The organism is Romboutsia maritimum, from assembly GCF_002251085.2.
Classification (GTDB): Bacteria; Bacillota; Clostridia; order Peptostreptococcales; family Peptostreptococcaceae; genus Romboutsia_B; species Romboutsia_B maritimum.
The window spans coordinates 16,822-40,015 of record NZ_NOJZ02000019.1 but is presented as its reverse complement, the minus strand read 5'-3'; the positions used below and the strand labels follow the sequence as shown (position 1 = coordinate 40,015).

The window sequence follows — 23,194 nt, the reverse complement described above, 5'->3', positions numbered from 1 at the left end:
GTATTGTCAATGAAACTTATTCTCAACTTATTATTTTATTTTTAAATTTTAAACTAATTTGACATATAAACAATACCATGATATCGTTTATATGACCATTTTAAATCTTTTATTCATTTTTTTGAAATGTAAGGAGGGAAATATTCTATGCCGTTAATTTTTGATGAATCCGCAAAAAAGCATTTAAGAAATCAAATGCTTCAAAACGGATTTGACTTAATTAAAGTTTATGGGTTAAAAAAAACTACTATTGAAGATATAACAAAAAAATCTGGAATAGCAAAAGGAACTTTTTATAATTTTTTTAAAAATAAAGAGGATTTTGTATATGAAGTAGTACTTTTTAAAAGAAATGAGGCAAAACAAAAATTTCAAAGTTTATTAGGTAAATCTAATGAACTAAATAAAATTCAATTTAAAAAATATTTAGAAATACTTGCATTTAATGATTATAACATTTTTATATATTTAACTGATGATGAAATTGCAATGTTAAAAGCTCGTTGGCCACATGAATATCTTATAAATGAAAAAAATGATAAAGAAACTTCTTTATGGCTTTTAGATCATATACCTAATGTTTCTAAAAACTGTGATTGGAAAATTTTTGCCAATTTCTTAAAATCTCTTGCTATTATTCAAGCTAATAAAAGTGAATTGATTGAAGATGTATATAAAGAAACCTTAACACATTTTATTAATAACATTATAAATTATGTTTTTAATGCCTAAATATTCATTTGTAATTATATAAAATTAAATGCCTATAAATTAACGAAATCAAATTTATAGGCATTTAAACTATTTATTAAATCTACTTTCTTACTATTTTTGCAACACACTCCACATGCATTGTGTGTGGGAACATATCTACTGGTTGTATTTCAACACACTTAAATCCATGTTCATCTAAATAATTTAAATCTCTTGCTAATGTAGATGGATTACATGATACATATACCACTCTATCTGGTTGCATAGATACGATTGTATTTAAAACTTTTTCATCACAACCTTTTCTAGGTGGATCTACCACTACTACATTTGCTGTTTTTCCTTCTTTATACATTTTAGGTACAACCTCTTCTGCTTTACCTACATAAAAATCTACATTATCTAAATTATTCAACTTAGCATTTATTTTAGCATCTTTAATTGCATCCTCTACTATTTCAATTCCGTAAACTTTCTTAGCCTTTTGAGCTAAAAATAATGATATACTTCCTATTCCACAATATATATCAAATACAGTATCATCTTCTTTTAAATCAGCATACTCTAAAGCTTTATTATATAAAACTTCTGTCTGTACAGGATTTACCTGGAAGAATGATAATGGAGAAATTTCAAAAACTAAGTTTCCTATATAATCATTTATTTTCCCATCTCCATAAATAACTATATTTTCTTTTCCTAAAATTACATTAGTGTTTTCTCTATTAACATTTACTACTAGTGTTTTAAAGCCTGGAACATTTTCTTCTAATACTGAAGCTAATTCATTTAAATATGGTAATTTTTTTCCGTTTGCAACTAATACTACCATAACTTCTTTAGTTGTAAATCCTATCTTAGTAACTAAATGTCTTAAAACTCCTGTATTAGATTTTTCATCGTATACACTTACTTTATATGCATTTATATACGTCTTTATAATTTTCATAATTTTATCATTTATATCATGTTGTATTATACATTTATCAGTTGATATTAAATCATGACTTTTCTTTTTATAGAAACCTATAACTGGATCTCCATTTATCTTTTGTATTGGAAATTGAGCCTTATTTCTATATCTAAAAGGATCTTCCATACCTAAAGTATTGTGAACAATTATATCCTCTAGCTTCCCAATTCTAGTCATCACTTGCTTTACTTCATTAGTTTTTATATCAAGTTGTTTTTGATAATCTAACTCTTGAATTTGGCATCCTCCACAATCTTTGAGAATATCACTACATTTTCTTTCTACTCTAAAAGGAGATTTTTCTATTATTTCTACAATTTCTCCTACAGCATAATTTTTTTTAGATTTATTTATTTTCACTTTAACTTTATCGTTTATTAAACCGCCTTCTACAAAGACAGTAAATCCATCATATTTACCGATTCCAACTCCACCTTGACCTATATCAACTACATCTACAACATACTCTTTATCTTTTGATAGCATCGGTTCATCCTCCGTACATTTATTTTAACAAGCTACAAGAGTTTATTTTACCAAAAAAATAAGAGCTTATAAAGCCCTTATATAAATAAATCTCTACTTTTATATCCTCTATATAGTTGTAAACAAGCAAATAATAGTAATATAATTCCACATGTTGGGCCTAAGTAAACTAAGTTTTGTGCTAAACCTTCAGATACTCCACTTTTTATAATAGCCTCTACAGCACCTGTATAATCTCCAATTGCATTGATACCATATCTTATCCAAGTAAATGATGTCATAAGTGCTACAGGTACTAAACTCATACTCATATAAAATCCACTTATAGATCTTTTTTTAACCCCTCTTAATCCTAGATATATTGGTAAGAAAAATAATATCGGTAGTATCGGTCCATAAAATTGAGGAGATAATGCTAAAAATAATATCGTACTAAATAAGAAACTTGTTATGTATTTTCTTAAGTAGTTAGTATTACCTTTAAAATCACATAATGATGCTTTTAAATATCTTATATATACTGATATACTAGTTTCTAATTTATCTACATCTCTTCCTTTTGAATCTTTTATTTCTTTTAAAAGCTCCAATCCTTTTGAATTTAACTGAGTATATTGTTTTTTAAAGCTTTCTGTTATATCTATTTCTTCATATTCTTTTGCTATACTTTCTAGGCTTAATATATACTTATTTATTTTAGTATCTTTTATAGTTTTTATTTTTTCTATTTCTTTAGTCAGTTGATTAATTGTACTTATTACTAAATTTGAATTCATTAAAGCACCTCCTTGAGTATATAGTACTATATAAAACTTATATTTATCAGAATTTTTTTAATTCTCTTATCTTTATAATTTTATAATAATTTCTATTTAGTAAAAACCCTACAAAATTGTAGGGTTTTCTTTTATAAATTTCTACACTCTAACTCCTTTGATCTTTTACTATTTTACTCATTGATATACCTACAGTAATAAATATAGTACACCATATAACCCCCATAAATACCCATGCTGCAGTAGTCATAAAATCATCCTCTCTATAATTTTATATACTCTTTACTTTATTATTATCTATTTCTTCTTTATATTTAGTCTTAATAGATTTATATGATTGTATAAATCCTATTACAAGTACTGTGAATACCACTAATCTAGCTAAATTAACCCATATAACAAAATCAGGCATATTTGCAACATATGATGGTACTAACTTAAAGTTACCAGCTATAGCATAATCTCTTGTAAAGAATACTAAAAATACTATTATTGTAACTGGTGTTAAGAATTGATGGAATAATCTAAAGAACCATTTAGGAACTTTCCATAATCCACCTTTGTTCATTTCTTCAAGCGCGCTATCTTTAACACACCAACCAATTATTATTATTTCTATCAATCCTAAAACTATTAATAAATAATTTCCTATCCAGTTATCTACTTCTGTGAAATAGAATAAATTAGCACTCTTAGTTAAAACTGATTCTAGCGCTATTGGAGCTCCTACTATTAAGTATCCAATAAATACTATAATAGCTCCTTTCTTTCTTTCTATTCCTAAGTCTTCTTCTAATAAAGCAACTAAATAATTGTACATAGCTATTGCAGATGTTATACCAGCAAAGAATAATAATAAGAACCACATAGCCCCAAATATACCTCCACCAGCCATGTTAGTAAATACATTAGGAAGTGCCATAAATGCTAAGCCTATGCTACCTTTTATGCCTTCTGGTCCTAAAAATGCATATGCTATAGGTATAACTGCTGTACCTCCTAAAATAACCTCTGCAAATTCATTTAAAGATATAGTTGCAACTGAAGATGTTACTATATCCTCATCAGGTTGTAAATATGAAGCATAATTGTGTATTATACCCATTCCTAAAGATAATGTGAAGAATATTTGACCTGCTGCTGCTATTGCTGATTGCCATGATAATCGGCTAAAATCTGGGTTCCATATAAAGTTAAGTCCTGCTAATGAACTCCAATCAGGATTTACTGGAGAACCTAATGTTAATGCTCTAATTCCTAAAATTATCCCAAATACATAAAGTGTAGGCATCATTAATTTTGCCCAAGATTCTATACCTTTTTGTATACCTTTCATTACTGCCATTGCTAAAAATAAAAGTGATATAACCCAGAATATTAACATTGCTGGATTTTGAACATATGAAGCAAAAAATGCTGCTGAATCCACACCTGGCTTCATATATGTTCCTAATAATGAATGAACTGCATATCCTAGTGACCAACCAATTATATGATTGTAATAAGAGTTAACTAAGATAGTAACTGCAAATGCTATCATACCACATAAAGATCCTACTATAATTGCTTTTTTAGGTTTCATTGCTTGTTTTGCTTGTAAATACATCATTGGTCCTAATGTCCCATGACCATGTTTACCTCCATAACGTCCTATACTCCATTCCACTAACATTATAGGAATACCTATAACTATTAGTGCAAAGAAATATGGTATCATAAATGCTCCTCCACCATTTGAAGCAGCTACATACGGGAATCTCCAAAAGTTTCCCAACCCAACGGCATTACCTGCCATAGCTAATATAAGGCCTATTTTTGAGCCCCAATTTTCTCTACTTTCCTCCATGTATAATCCCCCCTTTTTTATTATAAGTATGCTATAAAAATAATAAATGTGATATAAATCCAGTTACACTTTCTAAATTTTTTAAATTTTCCGAAAATTTATTTTTTAAAATTAGCCACTAAGATTACATTTTTCACTTAGTGGCTAATTGTGTAACTTAAAAATATAATATCACCTTATACTATTATTTTCAAGTTATTTTTATAATATTTTAAATTTTCTAAAAATTCAAATACATTTTTTATAAAACCCTAGTTGAACCTCTATATATTACACCTCTTGAAGCGTCTACTGTAACTGCTTCTCCATCTTTAACTAATTCCATTATATTTAACGCTGATACTATTACTGGTTTATCTAAATTTAATCCTACTATAGCTGCATGTGAAGTCATACCACCTTCTTCTGTAACTATAGCTCCAGCTTTTTCTATATAAGGATTTAATTCTCTCTCAGTCATTGAAGTCACAAGTATATCACCTTCATTAAATTCTTTACAATCAGATACATTTTTAATTATACGAACTTTTCCTTCAACAGTCTGATTACCTACACCGATTCCTTGCACAATCTCTTCACTAATTACGTGTACTTTTATTAAATTAGTAGTTCCACTTACTCCAACTGGTACTCCAGCTGTAATTACGACTAATTCCCCATTTCCTATGTATTCAGCTTGTTTAGCTGCTTGTATAGAATTTTCTATAACTTCATCTGTATTTCCAGCATGATATGCTTTTACTGGATAAACTCCCCAAGTAAGAGCTAATTTTCTCATTATTTTTTCATCTTCTGTTGTCGCTATTATTGGAGCTTTTGGTCTAAATTTAGAAACCATTCTTGATGTATATCCTGATGAAGTAGATGTTATTATAGATGATGCATCTAAATCTACTGCCGTAGAACATGTAGCATGGCTTATTGCATCTGTGACTGTTATATTATTCATTCCTGCTTCTTCTAATAATTTTTCATAATTTAAAGTTTCTTCTGTTCTTTTTGCTATTGTTGCCATCATTTTCACAGCTTCAACTGGGTATTTTCCTGCAGCCGTTTCACCTGACAGCATTATTGCATCAGTTCCATCATATATAGCATTTGCCACATCTGTAACCTCAGCTCTAGTTGGTCTTGGATTTCTAATCATTGAATCTAACATTTGAGTTGCTGTTATTACTGGTTTTGCTAATTTATTACATTTTTTTATCATCATTTTTTGAACTATCGGCATTTCTTCTGTTGGTATTTCTACTCCTAAATCTCCTCTAGCTACCATAAGTCCATCAGAAACTTTTAATATTTCATCTAGATTTTCTACACCTTCTTGATTTTCTATTTTTGATATTATTTCTATATTAGTAGCATTATTTTTTTCTAAAATTTCTCTTATAGCTAATACATCAGATGCTTTTCTTACAAATGATGCAGCTATATAGTCTATTCCTTGAGCTATTCCAAACTCTATATCACTTATATCTTTTGATGTTATTGACGGTAAATTAACCTTTACCCCTGGAAGATTTACCCCTTTATGATCTTTTACTATTCCTGAATTTTCAACTAAACAAACTATATCTTCATCATTTATTTCTTCAACTCTTAATCCTACTAATCCGTCATCTATTAATATTAAATCTCCAGATTTTACATCTTTAACAAGATTTTTATATGTAACTGTACAAATATCCTTTGTTCCAATTACATCCTTCATAGTTATTATAAATTTTTTACCTTCTTCTAAAAAAACCTCTGGATCTTCAAATTTTCCCGTTCTTATTTCTGGACCCTTAGTATCTAATAACATAGCTATTGGCTTATTTAAACTTTTTCTTATCTTTTTAACTAAATCCATTCTTATTTTTTGTTCCTCTTGAGTTCCATGTGAAAAATTAAATCTACATACATTTAAACCATTTTCAATAAGATTAGTCAAAATTTCTTCACTATCTGATGCTGGACCTAACGTACAAACTATTTTTGTTTTTTTCATACTTTTTAACATAATTATTCCTCCTATAGTTTATCTAGATAGTATCTTTACCATTTCGTGGGTATCCTTATCAAATTCTTTTTTCATTGATAAAGCTTTATTAATTTCCATATCAATTATCTTATTATCTTTAACTCCCACAACTCTAGCTGCTTTTCCATCTAATAATAATTCAACTGCTCTTACACCCATTTTACTTGCAAGTATTCTATCAAATGCAGAAGGACTTCCACCCCTTTGTACATGACCTAATACTGTAATCCTTAAATCTGCACCTGTTTGGTTAACTATTTCTTTACCTAAATCTTGAGCATTACCTACTCCTTCAGCTAAAACTATAATACTATGTCTTTTTCCCCTTTTTTTAGTAGCATTTAGTTTATTACATATTTCTTCTACTTCTATATTTACTTCTGGTACTATTATAGTTTCTGCTCCACCTGCAAGACCTGAATATAATGCTAAATCTCCACAATATCTTCCCATTACTTCTATTATATTTACTCTTTCATGAGAAGAACTTGTATCTCTTATTTTACCTATAGCTTCAATTATTGTATTCATAGCCGTATCAAATCCTATAGTATAATCAGTATAAGCTAAATCATTGTCTATCGTTCCAGGTATTCCTATTGCTGGAAATCCTAATTCACTCAACTTTTGTGCACCATTAAATGAACCATCTCCACCTATTACAACTAAATAGTCTATTTTATATTTTTTTAAAATTTTTACTCCTTTTAATCTTCCTTCTTCTGTCTTAAACTCTTCACATCTTGAGGACTTTAATATTGTTCCACCTCTATGTATAATATCTCCAACCGAAGATAAGTCCATTTCTATCAAATCTTCTTCTAACAATCCTTTGTATCCTCTATTAATACCATATACTTTGCAATCATAATAAATTGCAGATCTTACTACAGCTCTTATAGCTGCATTCATTCCAGGAGCATCTCCTCCACTTGTCAATATCCCTATAGTTTTCATTGTCTTTACCTCCTAAATAATCTTTTTAACACAAGGACATTTTTTGTCCCTGTGTTGATTTTTCATCCCATCGAGGTTAAAAATTTTAATGCAAAATATTCCATTTTTTGTTATTATATCATATATTAAACTCAAATTTTCATAATATTATTATATATATTTTTCACTTTAATATTATTTTTTTATAACGTTTAATTAACTTTTTTTCACTTTAATATTTTCTTTAGGAAGTATATTTTCTAATTTTTCTATAAGTTTTTCATTAATATTTATAGTTATTTTATTCCAAAGATATAATTGTTTTGTATCTTCAGCATATAAATAAATATGTTCTTTTCCTGGGTATACGTTTAATACATCCATAATTTTATCAATAATATCTTTATCACTAAAACTATTTACTTTTAAATACATACCCTCTTTTGATTTTTTCTGATTATTTATGTTATCATTTATATCCCTGATTTCTCTAGCTATAAGTTTTGCATTTTCTCCTTCTTTTATACTTAGTGAACCCTTCACATATATTATATTATCTTCATTCATAATAGGATTATATCTTTTTAACGTTTGTGGAAATACTATTACTTCTATTGTTCCATATAAATCTTCTAATTCTAAAAATGCCATTATATCATTTCTTTTAGTTGTTTTTATTGTTTTATTTACTATCATTCCACCTATTATAACTTCTTTTTCATCTAAGTTTAAATATGCTTCTTCATCTTCCTTTAGGGCATTTATTTTGCCATTATCTATTGATGTATTTCTACTTAATTCTTCTTCATATTGAGATAACGGATGTCCACTTACATATATACCTAAAACTTCTTTTTCTAGGTTTAATCTTTCTCTTTCTTCATATTCTTTTATTTTTGGCAAAGTATAAACTTCCTTAAATTGTGATGTATCTTCGTCTGTTCCTATTGCATCAAATAAAGAAATTTGTCCTTGAACATTTTTCTTTCTATCCATTGATACACTATCTAATAATTGTTCATATCCAGCAATCAAACTAGCTCTATTTTCACTTATTCCATCAAATGCCCCACATTTTATTAAACTCTCTAATACCCTCTTATTTATATCCTTAGAATCTAGTCTTTTTGCTAAATCAATTATATCTATAAATTTTCCATTTTTTTCTCTTTCATTAATTATATTATTTATAATATTTACACCAACATTTTTTACTGCTGCTAAACCAAATCTTATATTTTTATCTTCTACAGAGAATTTAGAAAAACTTTTATTTATATCTGGCTTTAATATTTCTATATCTAATAAGTTACATTCTCTAGTATATTCTACAACCTTATCTGTATTTCCCATTACACTAGTTATTAATGCAGCCATAAATTCAACTGGATAATATGCCTTTAAATATGCTGTTTCATATGCTAAAACTCCATATGCTGCAGCATGAGATTTATTAAATGCATATTTTGCAAAGTCTATCATGTCATCAAATATTTTATTGGCAATTTCTTCAGGAACACCATTTCTTACACATCCAGTAATCTCTAAATTTCCACTATCATCTTTTTTTCCATGAATGAAATATTGTCTTTCTTCTTCCATAACATCCATTTTCTTTTTTCCCATAGCTCTTCTTACTAAATCACTTCGCCCATAACTATATCCACCTAAATCTCTAACCACCTGCATAACCTGTTCTTGATATACCAAACATCCATAAGTAACATCCATTATCGGTCTTAACTTTTCATGTAAATAAGTTACATGGCTAGGATTATTTTTATTGTCTATATACTTAGGTATAGAGTCCATTGGACCTGGTCTATATAATGATATTCCTGCAACTATATCCTCAAAATTATTTGGCTTAAGTTGTTTCATAAAGCTTCTCATCCCGGCACTCTCCAACTGGAATACACCTAAAGTGTTTCCTGAGGATAGTAACTCATAAACCTTTGAATCATTGTAGTCCATTTTCGAAAAATCAATTCTAGTATTATAGTTTTTTTCTATCAAATCTAAAGCATCCCTTATAACTGTAAGCGTTCTAAGTCCTAGAAAATCCATTTTTAAAAGACCGAGTTCTTCTAATGTAGTCATAGTGTACTGAGTACTTATTGCCCCTTTATTCTCATATAAAGGTACATATTCATCAACAGGTTTCTTTGATATAACCACACCCGCCGCATGTGTTGATGCATGTCTTAACATACCTTCTATTTGTTTAGATATATCTATAATTTCCTTTGTTTCTTGATCTTGATCATATATTTCCCTTAAATTTGGATTCGTTTCTAATGCTTTATCAATAGTCATACCTAATGCAAAAGGTATCTCCTTCGCTATTTTATCTACTTTATTGTAATTTACATCTAAAACCCTTCCAACATCTCTTATAGCTGCTTTTGCTCCCATAGTTCCAAATGTTATTATCTGAGCTACATGGTCTTCTCCATATTTTCTTTTTACATACTCTATAACTTCTTCTCTTCTCTCATAACAAAAATCTATATCTATATCTGGCATAGATACACGTTCTGGATTTAAGAATCTCTCAAATAATAATGAATATTTTATAGGATCTATATCTGTTATTTTAAGTGTATATGCAACTATTGAACCTGCTGCACTACCACGTCCTGGACCTACCATAATATTATTTTCTTTTGAAAAATTTATAAAATCCCATGTTATTAAGAAATACTCTACATATCCCATTTTAACAATTATATCTAGTTCATAATTAAGTCTATCTATAACTTCTTGACTAGGATTTTCATATCTATCATTCAATCCATTAAAACACAATTCCTTTAAATAACTCTCCGTAGTATATCCTTCTGGAACCTCATAATTTGGTAAATGTATAGTATTAAAATCAAACTCAACATTACATCTCTGTGCTATTTTTACAGTATTTTCAACTGCCTCTATCGCATATGGAAATAATACTTCAATTTCTTCTCTTGATTTCAAGTAAAATTCATCACTACCAAATCTCATTCTAGCTGGATCATTTAAAATTTTTCCCATTTGTATACACATAAGAACATCATGAATTTTTGAATCCTTTTTTTCTACATAATGAACATCATTTGTCGCTACTAATGGTACTCCAATTTCTTTAGATAATTTAACTAGACCTAAATTTACCTCTTTTTGTTCTTGTAAATTATGATCTTGTATTTCTAAATAAAAATTTTCTTCTCCAAATATATCTCTGTATGTTAATGCTATTTCTTTTGCCTTATCATAATTTCTATTCATAAGAGCCCTTGAAACGTCACCCGCTAAACATGCAGATAAAGCAATTATACCTTTGCTATGTTTTTTTAGTTCCTCAATGTCTACCCTTGGTTTATAATAAAAACCCTCTACATACGCTGTAGACACCATTTTAATTAAATTTTTATAGCCTTCCATATCCTTAGCCAATAAGACTAAGTGACCTTGATATTTATCAAAATTAGGATCTTTATCTTTTAACCCTCTTGCTGCTGTATAAACTTCACACCCTATTATTGGTTTTATACCTTCTTTTTTTGCTGCTTTATAAAAATCTATCGCTCCGAACATACAACCATGATCAGTTATAGCAATAGAACTCATATTTAATTCTTTAGCTTTACTCAACAATTTTTTTATTCTTGAAAATCCGTCAAGCAAGCTATACTCTGTATGCACATGAAGATGAACAAAATCTTTGCTCATTTCAACACCTCCTGACTTATAAATTTTATTTTACCATAAAAATATATATTAAAACAAAAAGGAGCTATATTAAAAATATAACCCCTTATACTTTGCTTAATTTCTTATTTCCCTTTTAAATCACTGGCAATTTCTTCTATTTTTCTTAACCTATGGTTTACTCCTGATTTTCCAATAGGAGGATTCAGCATTTCACCTAATTCTTTTAATGACATATCTTCATATTCAATTCTTATTCTTGCTATCTCTTGTAGATTTTCGGGCAAGCTACTTATTCCTATTGTTCCTTGTATTAATCTAATATTCTCAACTTGCCTTACAGCAGCATTAACAGTTTTTGAAAGATTCGCAGTTTCACAATTCACTATCCTATTTACATTATTTCTCATTTCTTTAACTATCTTAGTATTCTGTAAACTGAAAAGAGCATTATGAGCTCCTATAATACTTAGTAAATCCGATATCTGTTCACTCTCTTTAATATATACCACATAATTATTTTTTCTAGATACTATTTTACAATTAAATCCTAATGAATTTATAAGGTCTTTCAATGAATTTGCAAAATCTTCATTATTCGTTACAAATTCCATGTGATAATTCTTTTCGGGGTCACTTATAGATCCGCCACCAAGAAACGCTCCTCTTATAAATGCTCTTTTACATTCCTCGTGCTTTATAAGATTTGTAGGAACTTTATTTATAGTATAAAAAGATTCTCCTGGTGCTACTATTCCTAATTCTTTTAATAGTTTTTCAGCACCCATTTCACTTGTAACCATAAGAACGTAACTGTTATTTCTCTTTAGCATCTGATTTTTATTCACAGATATAGTTGTATTTATATTAAAATTTTGTTTTAATAATTTAAAAACTTTCCTTGCTATAGAGTTAAGCTCTGTTGTTATTTTAAGGTTTATTTTTTTATATCCAACAATCTGAATACTTCCTGCTAACCTAACTATTGCTGCTAATTCTGTTACGTTACAACAATGCTCTTCAGATATAACTCTTGATAATTCATTTTTTGTTTCTGTTGAAAAAGACATTTTTACCACCTATTGACTCTTTTTTAGCCTTTTCTTTATTTCTTGAAGCGCTACTTTTATTATTTCTTTTTCATCATCATATCTAGCTAAATCAACTACTCTATCTAAATGTATAAACTTAGCATCAATAAATCCTTCTTCTTTTTGTGGTATGGTATCCATGCTTCTTGCTTGCATTAAATACCAAAAAACTGTTTTATGAACCGCTCTATTTTCATCCCAATTTTCTTTAAATGTATAATGTATTTCTCCTAAATACTTTAGTATATCACCTTTTACTCCTGTTTCCTCTAGTACTTCTCTTAGAGCTGCCTCTTGGTTATTTTCGCCTTCTTCTACCTTGCCTTTTGGTAAAACCCAGTCTCCATTAAACTTCCTCAGCAAAAGTATGGCATTCCCAAACAACACAACTCCGCCGGCACTAACCTCTTCTCTCATAGATGTTCACTCCTTAAAACTAACATAATAATAAGGATTTCTACATAAATTTTTAAAACCCTTTTTTACTTATCTTCATCATAAATATGACTTAATGATAAGTTAGTAATTATGCTAGATATATGCTTTGCATCATGCCTAATATAATTATTTTTTATTTCAATCAAGTTATCTTCGATAACTTTTATACCCATATTTTTTAATGCTTCTCTTTGATTTTCATCTAATAAAACTTGCTCTGCTCCATCTCGTTTGTATAAGCTAAATATATTATTTGGTAAAATTTCATTATTTGCTATTACATAATCTACTAGTCCAGCCTCTGTATGTTTAATTATACCTTCTATATGATTCAATACATTATAATTATCTGTCTCTCCTGGCTGAGTCATTATATTAGAAATATATACTTTTGTAGCATTTGATTTTTTTATAGCACTAACTACGCCTTTTACTAATAAGTTCGGTATTATACTTGTATACAAACTACCTGGTCCCATAACAATAACATCTGCATCCTGTATAGAATTGATTACTTCCTCTAATGGCTTAGCACTTTTAGGATATAAGTATATCTTGTCTATTTGGCTATTTTGATGTTTTACTTCTTTTGGTATACTAGATTCACCCTTTATAAGACTTCCATTGTGAAGCTTAGCTATTAAATTTATATCTTCCAATGTAACAGGTAATACTCTACCTGTTATAGCAAATATTTCACTCATTTTATATACTGCTGTTTCAAAATTTCCATATAATCCATTCATAGCAGCCAAAAATAAATTTCCAAGACTTTGGCCTTTCAAAGCTCCTTCAGTAAATCTATATTGCATTATTTCATTCATAGTAGGCTCTATATTAGCAAGAGCTAATAAGCAATTTCTTATATCACCTGGTGGTAACATTCCTAAATCTTCCCTTAGAGCACCCGAACCTCCACCATCATCAGCTACAGTAACTACTGCAGTTATATTTTGTGTGAAATGCTTAAGTCCTCTTAAAAATACTGACTGACCAGTCCCGCCTCCAATAACTACTATCTTTGGCCCAATATACTCTCTATTGTTCATTTTTAGTGACTGTCTTTTATTTTTCATTATTTTTAAATATATACATATGGATCCAATTAATGCAATCCATCCCATTATCCCTATAAGGATAAATATTGCCTTCATTTTTTCCTCCATATTATCTTAACATAGAATCTCTGTGTTTTTTTACAATTCTATATCCTTTGTTAGATAAATCTTCAGCTATTATGTTAGATATAGTTACAGATCTATGTCTACCTCCTGTACATCCTATACCTATCACTAAGTGATGCTTTCCTTCTTCTATATATTGAGGAACAAGGAAATGTATCATATCTAAAAGTTTTGTACAAAATTCATCACTAATTTTAGAATCCATTACATAATCCCTAACTTCTTTATCATCTCCAGTTTTAGATCTAAGCTCTTCTATATAATAAGGATTTGGTAAGAATCTAACATCAAATACCAAGTCTGCATCCACAGGTATACCATGCTTAAATCCAAATGATACTACAGATATAGTTAAGTTTGGATTATTTTCTCCTACAGAATAAATTTTACTTATTTCTTCTTTTAAATCTTTGGGTTTCATATTAGTTGTATCTATTATACAGCTCGATATTTCTTTTAATGGTTCTATTATTCTTCTTTCTAATTTTATCCCCTCAGGTATTTGCATATTTCTAGCTAAAGGATGATTTCTTCTTGTCATTTTATATCTTTTTAATAAAACATCATCTGCACAATCTAAGTACACAATTTCATATTTATAGTTTTCTTTTTCTAAATAACTTAAACTTTCATGAAGTGTTTCGAAAAATTTTCTTCCTCTTATATCTATACCTAATGCAACCTTATCTATGCTAGAGTTAGGTTGATAGCATAATTCAGCAAATTTAGTTATCAAAGCAGGAGGTAAGTTGTCTACACAGTAAAAACCCATGTCCTCTAAAGCTCTCATTGTCTCACTTTTACCTGATCCAGAAAGACCTGTAACTATTACAAATTTCATATTACTCACCCCTCAATTTATACTTCAATATTTTCAACTAATGAAATATCAAGATTAGATTTTCTTATGATATCCATAGCTAATTCAAAATTTCCTACATTTTGTGGGATATGTGCATCTGACCCTATTACAAACTTATTTTCTATATGCTTTATTTTATTTATATGGTCTGCATTTAAAAAACCATGACTACTATTTATTTCTAACATCGTGTCTGTTTCTTTTGCTACTTTTGCAATATCTTCTATATACACATCACCCTTATCTCCAGGATGAGTTATAATAAATATATCATTATTTTTCATAGCATTTATAATTGCTTTGGTATTATGTTCTTTTGCTTTTTCAGTTTTTATCAAGTAGTTATCAAAGTGATTTATGGCACTTTTAAAACAAGTTGGCATTGATCCAAAATGATATCCTGCCATAACATAATCAAACATTTCTAAAACTTTGTCGTTCATATCTATATTACCATTTTCATCTAATATATTACATTCGATTCCTAAAAGTATATTTATATTTTTATATTTTTCTTTAAGTTTATCTATTTCTTCTCTCATTATATATATATCTTTTAATTTTACCCCATAAGAAATATGTTTATATCCATGATCAGATATACCTATTGTTTTAATATCCTTAGAAATAGCTACTTTAATATTATCTTCTATTGTACCTTTTCCATGACTATATATTGTATGAGTGTGATAATCAGCTAATATCTTCATTTGTTATTCCTCTCCAAGTATTTTAACTTCTTCCTCTAACATTACCCCATACTTAGAATACACTGTACTTTTTACTACATACATTAAATCTAATAAATCCTTAGCATCAGCATTTCCTAAATTCACAACAAATCCACAATGCTTTTCTGATACTTGTGCTCCTCTAAGTGTTAATCCTCTAAGTCCACTATCTTCAATCAATTTACCAGCAAAGTTCCCAGGTGGTCTTTTAAATGTACTTCCTGCACTTGGTAAACTTAATGGTTGTTTTGTTACTCTTCTTTGAGTAAAATCAGCCATAGTTGATTTTATCTCATCATAATTCCCTTTTTCAAGCTCTACCTCAGCTGATAAAACTATATACTCTTGTTTAGCTAATATACTTTTTCTATATTCGAATTTCATTTGTTCTTTAGTAAAATCAAATATATTTCCATCCATATCCATAAGTCTAACTGATTTAACAATATCCTTCATTTCTCCACCATATGCACCTGCATTCATGGCTAATGCTCCACCTATAGTTCCTGGAATACCTGAAGCAAATTCAAATCCTTTTAGCTCTGCTCGTAATATTGCTTTTCCTACAACTGAAAGTAATGTTCCTGATTGAATATTTACTTTAGTTCCTTCTATTTGAAAATCATTAAAGTTATCTGATATTTCTATCACTATACCTCTTATACCCCCATCTTTAATTAAAAGATTTGAGCCATTTCCGATAATTAAGTATGGAATATTTTCCTTTTTTATTAACTTTAGCACAGATTTTAATTGATTCTCTGTTCTTGGTTTAACTAATATATCAGCTGGTCCTCCAACTCTAAATGAAATATGCTTTTTCATTGGTTCGTCAAGTTTTATATCGTCTTTATCTATTATATCTAATAAACTGTTATAAATATATTGCTTATTCATTATGTTTCCTCCTAGTTTACACTATTTATTCATTGTTTATATACTTATCTATATTAATTTTATATATTTAATATAATAATGTATTAAAAAAAAAATAACAATATATATAATGGTATTAAAAAATTAAAAAAGCGTTGATATTACTATATCAACGCTTAGAATCTGCTAATTTACTTATATTATTTTTATTGTTTGATTTCAAATAACAATTAAAGTACATAAATGGTATTATAATTGCGCCTCCAACTATATTTCCTAACGTAACAAAAATTAAGTTTATTATCAATTGTCCAATAGTAACACTTGCACCTAATGCCATTCCCATTGGTATAAAAAACATATTTGCTATACTATGTTCAAATCCACATAAAACAAATAACATTATAGGGAACCAACATGCAAATATTTTAGATACTATATCTTGACCAGCTGTTGCAAGCCAAACTGCTAATACAACTAAAACGTTGCATAAAATACCTCTTAAAAAAGCTTGAGTTATAGTTAACGTTGCTTTTGACTCGGCTATTGCTATAGCCTTATCTACTGCTGTATCACCTAATGTTGTTGAATAGTATACAATTAAAACTAAAAGCAATGAGCCTATTAAGTTTGCAATATATACCAATCCCCAATTTCTAAACATTTTTGCCCATGTTATCTTCTTATCCATAACAGCTAACGTCATTAAATTGTTTCCAGTAAATAATTCTGCCCCACACATTACAACTAGCATAAGTCCTACAGGGAACATTGCTGCTCCAGCAAATTTTGCTATACCTACGTCTATTCCTCCAAGTGTTTGACTAATCAATATGTTTGCTAATGCTCCAAAGCCGATAAAAATTCCTGCAAGTATACCTAAGTACATACACGACTGTGTTGATAGTCCTGCCTTTTTTATGCCTGCATTCACAGTAGCCGTAGCTACTTCCCCGGGTGTTAAGAATCTTTTGTCCATAAAAGCACCCCCAATTTATTAACTTTTCAAATTTATTATATCAGTTTTTTACTGAATATTGTTAAAATTTAAATATGTATACATCAAACATATTAAATTTTATATTTTAGTTATGTATGTACTAACATGTATATGTTTAGGAAAATGTTTTTATAAATTAAAATTTTACAATGCCTTAATTAAGTAACTGTTTAATGTATACATTCAACTATTTTTATTGTATAATTAATAGCGTTGCATTATTCGACAAGAAAATATAATAAACTCTATTATAAATTATAATAATATATTAAATTCAAGGAGGACTTTATATGTCAGACAAAAAAATGCTTTATCCTGCTGAGATAGCTGAATATACTATTACAGCTGGAGTTAAAAAAGCAACTACGCCTACAAAAAAAGTTTTAGCTTCTGCTTTCTTAGCTGGTGCTTATATAGCATTTGGTGCTTTAGGTTCAATTGCAGCGGCTTACAATTTATTAGCTAATCCTGCTACTTATGGTTTAGGTAAAGCACTTGCAGGTCTTATGTTCCCAGCTGGTCTTATGTTTGTTTTAATAGCTGGTGCAGATTTATTTACAGGTAACATACTAATAACTTTAGCTGCTTTAAATAAAAAAGTTACTTGGGGTCAAACATTTAAAAACTGGGCTTTAGTTTGGATAGGTAACTTAGTCGGAGCTGTTTTAGTTGCTTGGTTAGTAAGTTTATCAGGTGTATTCAATTGGAGTGATGGTTTATACGGTGGAGTTGTTGTTAAAAATGCTATCGGAAAACTTGGTTTTAGCTGGACTTCAGCAATAGCTTCAGGTATATTATGTAACTGGGTAGTTTGTGCTACTGTTTGGATGACATACGGTGCAAAAGATATATCTGGTAAAGTTTTATCTTGCTTCTTTGGTATATTCTTATTCGTATGTGCTGGATTTGAGCATAGTGTTGCAAATATGGGATATTTATTCGCTGGTTTATTTGGCAAATCTAATCCTGCATATTTAGAAGCAGCTCATAAAACTGTTGCAGATGCTTCTGCTTTAAACTTACAGCATATATTTATGAATAACTTAATACCTGTTACAATAGGTAATATAATAGGTGGCGCTGTATTCGTAGGTGGTATATATTATTTCTTATTCATAAATAAAAATGAAAATGATAAAACTTGTTAATCTGTTAATTCACTAAAAATACATCCGTTTTATTTTAATAAATCATTTAATTATATGAGGTTGTTCTATTTAAATAGTTCAACCTCTTTTTATAATATATTTTATGTTTTTATTTAAAAATTTAGCTTTTATTTATATAATATTATATATATTTATAATCACATTACTTTTTGCAAAAGGAGGAGATTTTTTGTTATATATATCTTTATTTAAAGCTTCTATTTACGAAATACTTGGTACAAGTATCTATTTAATTAATTTTTTAGTAATTTTAAATCTTATTTTTAGAGAAAAACGTAGTATAGATACTACTGTAGCTTGGATTATTATCCTAAGTACTTTTCCAGGTATAGGTTTCTTTATGTATATAGCTTTTGGTAGAAGTATCGCTAAAGACAATATGTTTAAACTTAAGGAAAAAGAAGATAAAGTTATTAAAGATAATATTTTGTATACTCACTCGAAACTCTCTTATGATTCCAATGATGAAAATATTATAAAAAATAGAGATATGATTTATGCTTTGGCTAATTCAAATAATGCCACTTATACTACTAATAATGGTGTATCTATTTATCCTAAATCCTTAGATTTCTTTAATAGTCTTTTAGATGAACTAAAAAAAGCTAAGCATTATATAAATATACAGTTTTATATTTTTAAGGATGATGAGATTGGAAATGAAATATTAGACATCCTTATAGATAGAGCTCAAAATGGTATCGAAGTTCGACTATTATTTGATGCTGTTGGTAGTCGATTACTATCTGATAAGACAATACTTAAATTAAAAAGAGCTGGAGTTAAAACTGGAAGCTTTTTTCCATCTTTTTTAAAAATTATAAATTTTAATTTGAATTATAGAAATCATCGTAAAATTGTTGTAATTGATGGTAAAGTTGGATTCGTTGGTGGAAACAATGTTGGTGATGAATATTTAGGAAAAAATCCAAAATTTGGTGAATGGCGAGATACTCATTTAAAGCTTACTGGAGATTGTGTAAAAGACTTAAATATAAGATTTATCTTAGACTGGAGATATACAACTAAAGAAGACCTTGATTTAGATAAATATTTTAAGTTTAAATATAGCAGTAACAATCACATTATTATTAACAATAAAAAAAATATCGGTATTCAAATAGTTTCTAGTGGTCCGGATATTGTAGAATTAGATGAAATAAAATATGGATATATAAAAATGATTCAAAGAGCAAAAAAATATATTTATATACAAACTCCTTATCTTATTTTAGATAGAACACTTTTAGATACATTAAAAATATCAGCTCTATCTGGTGTAGATGTTAAGATTATGATTCCTTCTAAGCCTGATCATCCATTTGTTTATTGGGCCTCTTACTCTTACGCTGGAGAATTGTTAAAGTTCGGAGCAAAATTATATACTTATGGTGACGATGCATTTTTACATGCAAAGACTATTGTTGTAGATGATTCCATCTGCTCTATAGGTACTGCAAATATGGATATTAGGAGCTTTGAGCTTAATTTTGAAGTTAATGCTTTTATATATTCTAATGAAGTATCTACAGAACAAAGATTAATCTTTGAAAATGACATTTTAAACTCTACCGAAATAACACTCAATATGTATAATTCTAGGTCCAGATATACGAGAATTAAAGAATCTATATCTAGACTCCTCTCCCCTATTTTATAATATATCATTCAAAATACAAAGGGATTGTCTAAAAATTTAATTTTTAGACAATCCCTTTTTTATATATTTAATATATTCTATAATCATTTTCTAAATTTTAATTTTTTTATTCCCTATTACAGATTATTTTATACTATAATATATCATATAATATAATTGTGTTCTTAATATAAATAAATTAACAGTATATTCAATCAATTCAATCCAAAAGATTATCATCTATGGTTTTTCCTATTTTTTAATTATTTTTAAATCCTTTGTTTTTTATTGTATAAGGATTTTTTTGTGTAGTTAGTTAATTATTTATTATAAATAATAACTTTAAAATGAAAAGGGGGATTTGTATGTGCGATTTTGTTTCACGCAACAAACAATTATTTGAAGAACTAGATAGCTTTATTGACTCTCTTCAAACTAAAGATGGTGCTTTAATTCAAGTACTTCATCATGCTCAAGGAATTTTTGGATATCTTCCTAAAGAAGTTCAACTTCATATAGCAAAACAATTAAATTTAGCTCCTGCTAAAGTTTACGGGGTTGTCAGCTTCTACTCTTACTTTACTACAGAACCTAGAGGAGATTATAAAATAAGTGTTTGTCTAGGTACTGTGTGCTTTGTTAAAGGGTCTGACAAAATAATGGCTGAGTTTGAAAAACAACTCGGAATAAAAGCTGGAGAAACTACTAAAGATCTTAAATTTACACTTGAAGGATTAAGATGTGTTGGTGCATGTGGTCTAGCTCCTGTTGTTGTTGTAAATGGTAAAGTTTATGGTCAAGTTAAACCAGAACAAGTTAGTGAAATATTAGATCACTATAAAGAACTTGAGTTAAGTTGTTAAGGGGGGATAATTAATGAATAAAATAGTTTCATTTGATAATTTGAAAAAATTAGCTAGTGAATTAAAACCTGCACTTGAACTAAGAGAACATTTTACAAAAGAAAATCTGGTTAAAAGAGATATCTTAGTTTGTGGTGGTACTGGATGTAGTTCTTCAGATAGTATGCAAATAATTGAAAATTTAAAATCTGAAATAAAAAAAGCTGGACTTGAAGATCATGCAGAAGTTCAATTAACTGGTTGCTTTGGTTTCTGTGCTAAAGGTCCGATAGTTAAAGTTTATCCTGATAACGTTTTTTATGTGCAAGTTAAACCTGAAGATGCAGAAGAAATAGTTCAAGAACATATACTTAATCATAGAGTTGTAGAAAGATTACTATTTGAAGAACCTGCATTAGATAATAAAAAGGTTGAAAGACATGATGAAATGTCATTCTATAAAAAACAATCTCGTGTTGCACTTAGAAATTGTGGGCATATTAACCCTGAAAATATAGATGAATATATAGGTAATGATGGTTATCTAGCTTTAGGTAAATGTATTTCTGAAATGTCTCCTAAAGATGTCATTTCTGAAGTAAAAGCTTCTGGTTTAAGAGGCAGAGGTGGTGCTGGCTTCCCTACTGGTGTTAAATGGGAATCTACTTCTCAAACTCCTCCTTGTCAAAAATATGTTGTTTGTAACGCAGATGAAGGTGACCCAGGTGCATTCATGGACAGATCTGTACTTGAAGGTGACCCTCATAGTGTATTAGAGGCAATGGCTATTTGTGGTTATGCAATAGGTTCAGATACTGGATATATATATATAAGAGCTGAATATCCACTTGCTATAGAAAGACTAAAAGTTGCAATAGCTCAGGCTCAAGAATCCGGTGTTCTTGGTAATAATATTTTAGGAACTGATTTTAACTTTAATATAGAATTAAAATATGGTGCAGGAGCATTCGTTTGTGGTGAAGGTACTGCTCTTATGCACTCTATAGAAGGTAAACGTGGTGAGCCTAGAATGAAGACTTATAGTTCTTCAAAGCGTGGTTTATGGCAATCTCCAACTTGTTTAAATAACGTTGAGACCTTTGCAAATATACCAGCTATATTAAACAAAGGTGCTTCTTGGTTTAATTCTTATGGTACTGAAGATTCTCCTGGAACAAAAGTATTTGCTCTTGGTGGAAAAGTTAATAATGTCGGACTTGTTGAAGTTCCAATGGGAACTACTTTAAGAGAGATTGTTTACGAAATAGGTGGCGGAATTCCTGATAATAGAGAATTTAAAGCAGTTCAAACTGGTGGACCATCTGGTGGATGTATATCTGCTAAAAATTTAGATACTCCTATAGATTTTAAATCTCTAAGTTCAATAGGATCAATGATGGGCTCTGGTGGTATGCTTGTTCTTGATGATTCTGACTGCATGGTTAATATCGCTAAATTCTTCCTTGAATTTACAGTTGAAGAATCTTGCGGTAAATGTACTCCATGCCGTATAGGTAATAAAAGATTATTAGAACTACTTACTAAAATCTGTGATGGTAAAGGATGCGAACAAGATTTAGTTGACTTAAAAGACTTAGCTACTACAATTAAAACTACTTCTTTGTGTGGACTAGGAAAATGTGCTCCTAATCCAGTTTTAAGTACTCTTGAATATTTCTATGATGAATACGAAGCTCACGTTAAAGAGAAAAAATGTCCAGCTGGTAAATGTCAATCTCTACTTGACTATGTTATAACTGATGCATGTAAAGGATGTACTAAGTGTTCTAAAGTTTGTCCAGTTGGTTGTATAACTGGTAAACCAAAAGAAAAACATGTAATAGATTCTTCTAAGTGTCTAAAATGTGGTGCTTGTATGAGTAACTGTAAATTTAACGCTATAATCAAGAAATAATTT

The 23,194-nt window shown here is 28.9% G+C and carries 18 protein-coding genes; 5 read left to right on the top strand and 13 right to left on the bottom strand.

Annotated features, from left to right (window positions below; all coding sequences use genetic code 11):
* The first annotated feature begins 147 nt into the window (after positions 1-147).
* Positions 148-732, top strand: a complete 585-nt coding sequence (locus tag CHF27_RS10075) for a TetR/AcrR family transcriptional regulator (RefSeq protein ID WP_095405460.1) — start codon at positions 148-150, stop codon at positions 730-732.
* 82 nt (positions 733-814) lie between these two features.
* On the opposite strand, the gene rlmD is transcribed toward CHF27_RS10075, so the two are convergent.
* From rlmD to CHF27_RS10010, 13 genes are all read right to left on the bottom strand, one after another.
* On the bottom strand, positions 815-2,173 hold the full coding sequence (gene rlmD / locus CHF27_RS10070) for a 23S rRNA (uracil(1939)-C(5))-methyltransferase RlmD (RefSeq protein ID WP_095405459.1): 1,359 nt from the start codon (positions 2,171-2,173) through the stop codon (positions 815-817).
* Between the two features lie 77 nt (positions 2,174-2,250).
* A complete protein-coding gene (locus CHF27_RS10065) occupies positions 2,251-2,949 on the bottom strand; it encodes a hypothetical protein (RefSeq protein WP_095405458.1) in 699 nt (232 codons plus the stop codon).
* Positions 2,950-3,220: 271 nt separating this feature from the next.
* Positions 3,221-4,795 carry a sodium-dependent transporter gene (locus tag CHF27_RS10060; RefSeq protein ID WP_095405457.1) on the bottom strand — a complete coding sequence of 525 codons (1,575 nt, stop codon included), beginning with the start codon at positions 4,793-4,795 and terminating at the stop codon, positions 3,221-3,223.
* Positions 4,796-5,036: 241 nt separating this feature from the next.
* Positions 5,037-6,797 carry a pyruvate kinase gene (gene pyk, locus CHF27_RS10055; RefSeq protein ID WP_095405456.1) on the bottom strand — a complete coding sequence of 587 codons (1,761 nt, stop codon included), beginning with the start codon at positions 6,795-6,797 and terminating at the stop codon, positions 5,037-5,039.
* Between the two features lie 18 nt (positions 6,798-6,815).
* Positions 6,816-7,775 carry a 6-phosphofructokinase gene (gene pfkA / locus CHF27_RS10050; RefSeq protein ID WP_095405455.1) on the bottom strand — a complete coding sequence of 320 codons (960 nt, stop codon included), beginning with the start codon at positions 7,773-7,775 and terminating at the stop codon, positions 6,816-6,818.
* 195 nt (positions 7,776-7,970) lie between these two features.
* Positions 7,971-11,465 carry a DNA polymerase III subunit alpha gene (locus CHF27_RS10045; protein ID WP_095405454.1) on the bottom strand — a complete coding sequence of 1,165 codons (3,495 nt, stop codon included), beginning with the start codon at positions 11,463-11,465 and terminating at the stop codon, positions 7,971-7,973.
* A gap of 104 nt (positions 11,466-11,569) precedes the next feature.
* Entirely contained in the window at positions 11,570-12,514 is a 945-nt protein-coding gene (whiA, locus tag CHF27_RS10040) for a DNA-binding protein WhiA (protein WP_199533659.1), read from the bottom strand.
* Positions 12,515-12,523: 9 nt separating this feature from the next.
* Positions 12,524-12,952 (bottom strand): NUDIX hydrolase, encoded by a 429-nt coding sequence (locus CHF27_RS10035; protein ID WP_095405452.1) that lies wholly within the window; start codon positions 12,950-12,952, stop codon positions 12,524-12,526.
* A 65-nt stretch (positions 12,953-13,017) separates the two neighbouring features.
* On the bottom strand, positions 13,018-14,127 hold the full coding sequence (locus CHF27_RS10030; RefSeq protein ID WP_199533658.1) for a gluconeogenesis factor YvcK family protein: 1,110 nt from the start codon (positions 14,125-14,127) through the stop codon (positions 13,018-13,020).
* 13 nt (positions 14,128-14,140) lie between these two features.
* On the bottom strand, positions 14,141-14,998 hold the full coding sequence (rapZ, locus tag CHF27_RS10025; protein WP_095405450.1) for an RNase adapter RapZ: 858 nt from the start codon (positions 14,996-14,998) through the stop codon (positions 14,141-14,143).
* A gap of 17 nt (positions 14,999-15,015) precedes the next feature.
* Positions 15,016-15,729, bottom strand: a complete 714-nt coding sequence (locus CHF27_RS10020) for a PHP domain-containing protein (protein ID WP_095405449.1) — start codon at positions 15,727-15,729, stop codon at positions 15,016-15,018.
* Positions 15,730-15,732: 3 nt separating this feature from the next.
* Positions 15,733-16,647: a UDP-N-acetylmuramate dehydrogenase gene (murB, locus tag CHF27_RS10015; RefSeq protein ID WP_095405448.1), complete on the bottom strand. Its 915-nt coding sequence runs from the start codon at positions 16,645-16,647 to the stop codon at positions 15,733-15,735.
* Positions 16,648-16,795: 148 nt separating this feature from the next.
* On the bottom strand, positions 16,796-17,605 hold the full coding sequence (locus CHF27_RS10010) for a formate/nitrite transporter family protein (RefSeq protein ID WP_095405447.1): 810 nt from the start codon (positions 17,603-17,605) through the stop codon (positions 16,796-16,798).
* A gap of 311 nt (positions 17,606-17,916) precedes the next feature.
* Between CHF27_RS10010 and CHF27_RS10005 the strand changes: the two genes are divergently transcribed.
* The 4 genes from CHF27_RS10005 to CHF27_RS09990 all read left to right on the top strand — a co-directional run bounded on the left by CHF27_RS10005 (position 17,917) and on the right by CHF27_RS09990 (position 23,191).
* Positions 17,917-18,774: a formate/nitrite transporter family protein gene (locus CHF27_RS10005; protein ID WP_095405446.1), complete on the top strand. Its 858-nt coding sequence runs from the start codon at positions 17,917-17,919 to the stop codon at positions 18,772-18,774.
* Between the two features lie 190 nt (positions 18,775-18,964).
* A complete protein-coding gene (gene cls, locus CHF27_RS10000; protein WP_095405445.1) occupies positions 18,965-20,455 on the top strand; it encodes a cardiolipin synthase in 1,491 nt (496 codons plus the stop codon).
* Positions 20,456-20,799: 344 nt separating this feature from the next.
* Complete coding sequence (locus CHF27_RS09995) at positions 20,800-21,297, top strand: NADH-quinone oxidoreductase subunit NuoE family protein (RefSeq protein WP_095405444.1); 498 nt, start codon at positions 20,800-20,802, stop codon at positions 21,295-21,297.
* A gap of 13 nt (positions 21,298-21,310) precedes the next feature.
* A complete protein-coding gene (locus tag CHF27_RS09990; protein ID WP_095405443.1) occupies positions 21,311-23,191 on the top strand; it encodes an NADH-quinone oxidoreductase subunit NuoF in 1,881 nt (626 codons plus the stop codon).
* Positions 23,192-23,194 lie beyond the last annotated feature (3 nt).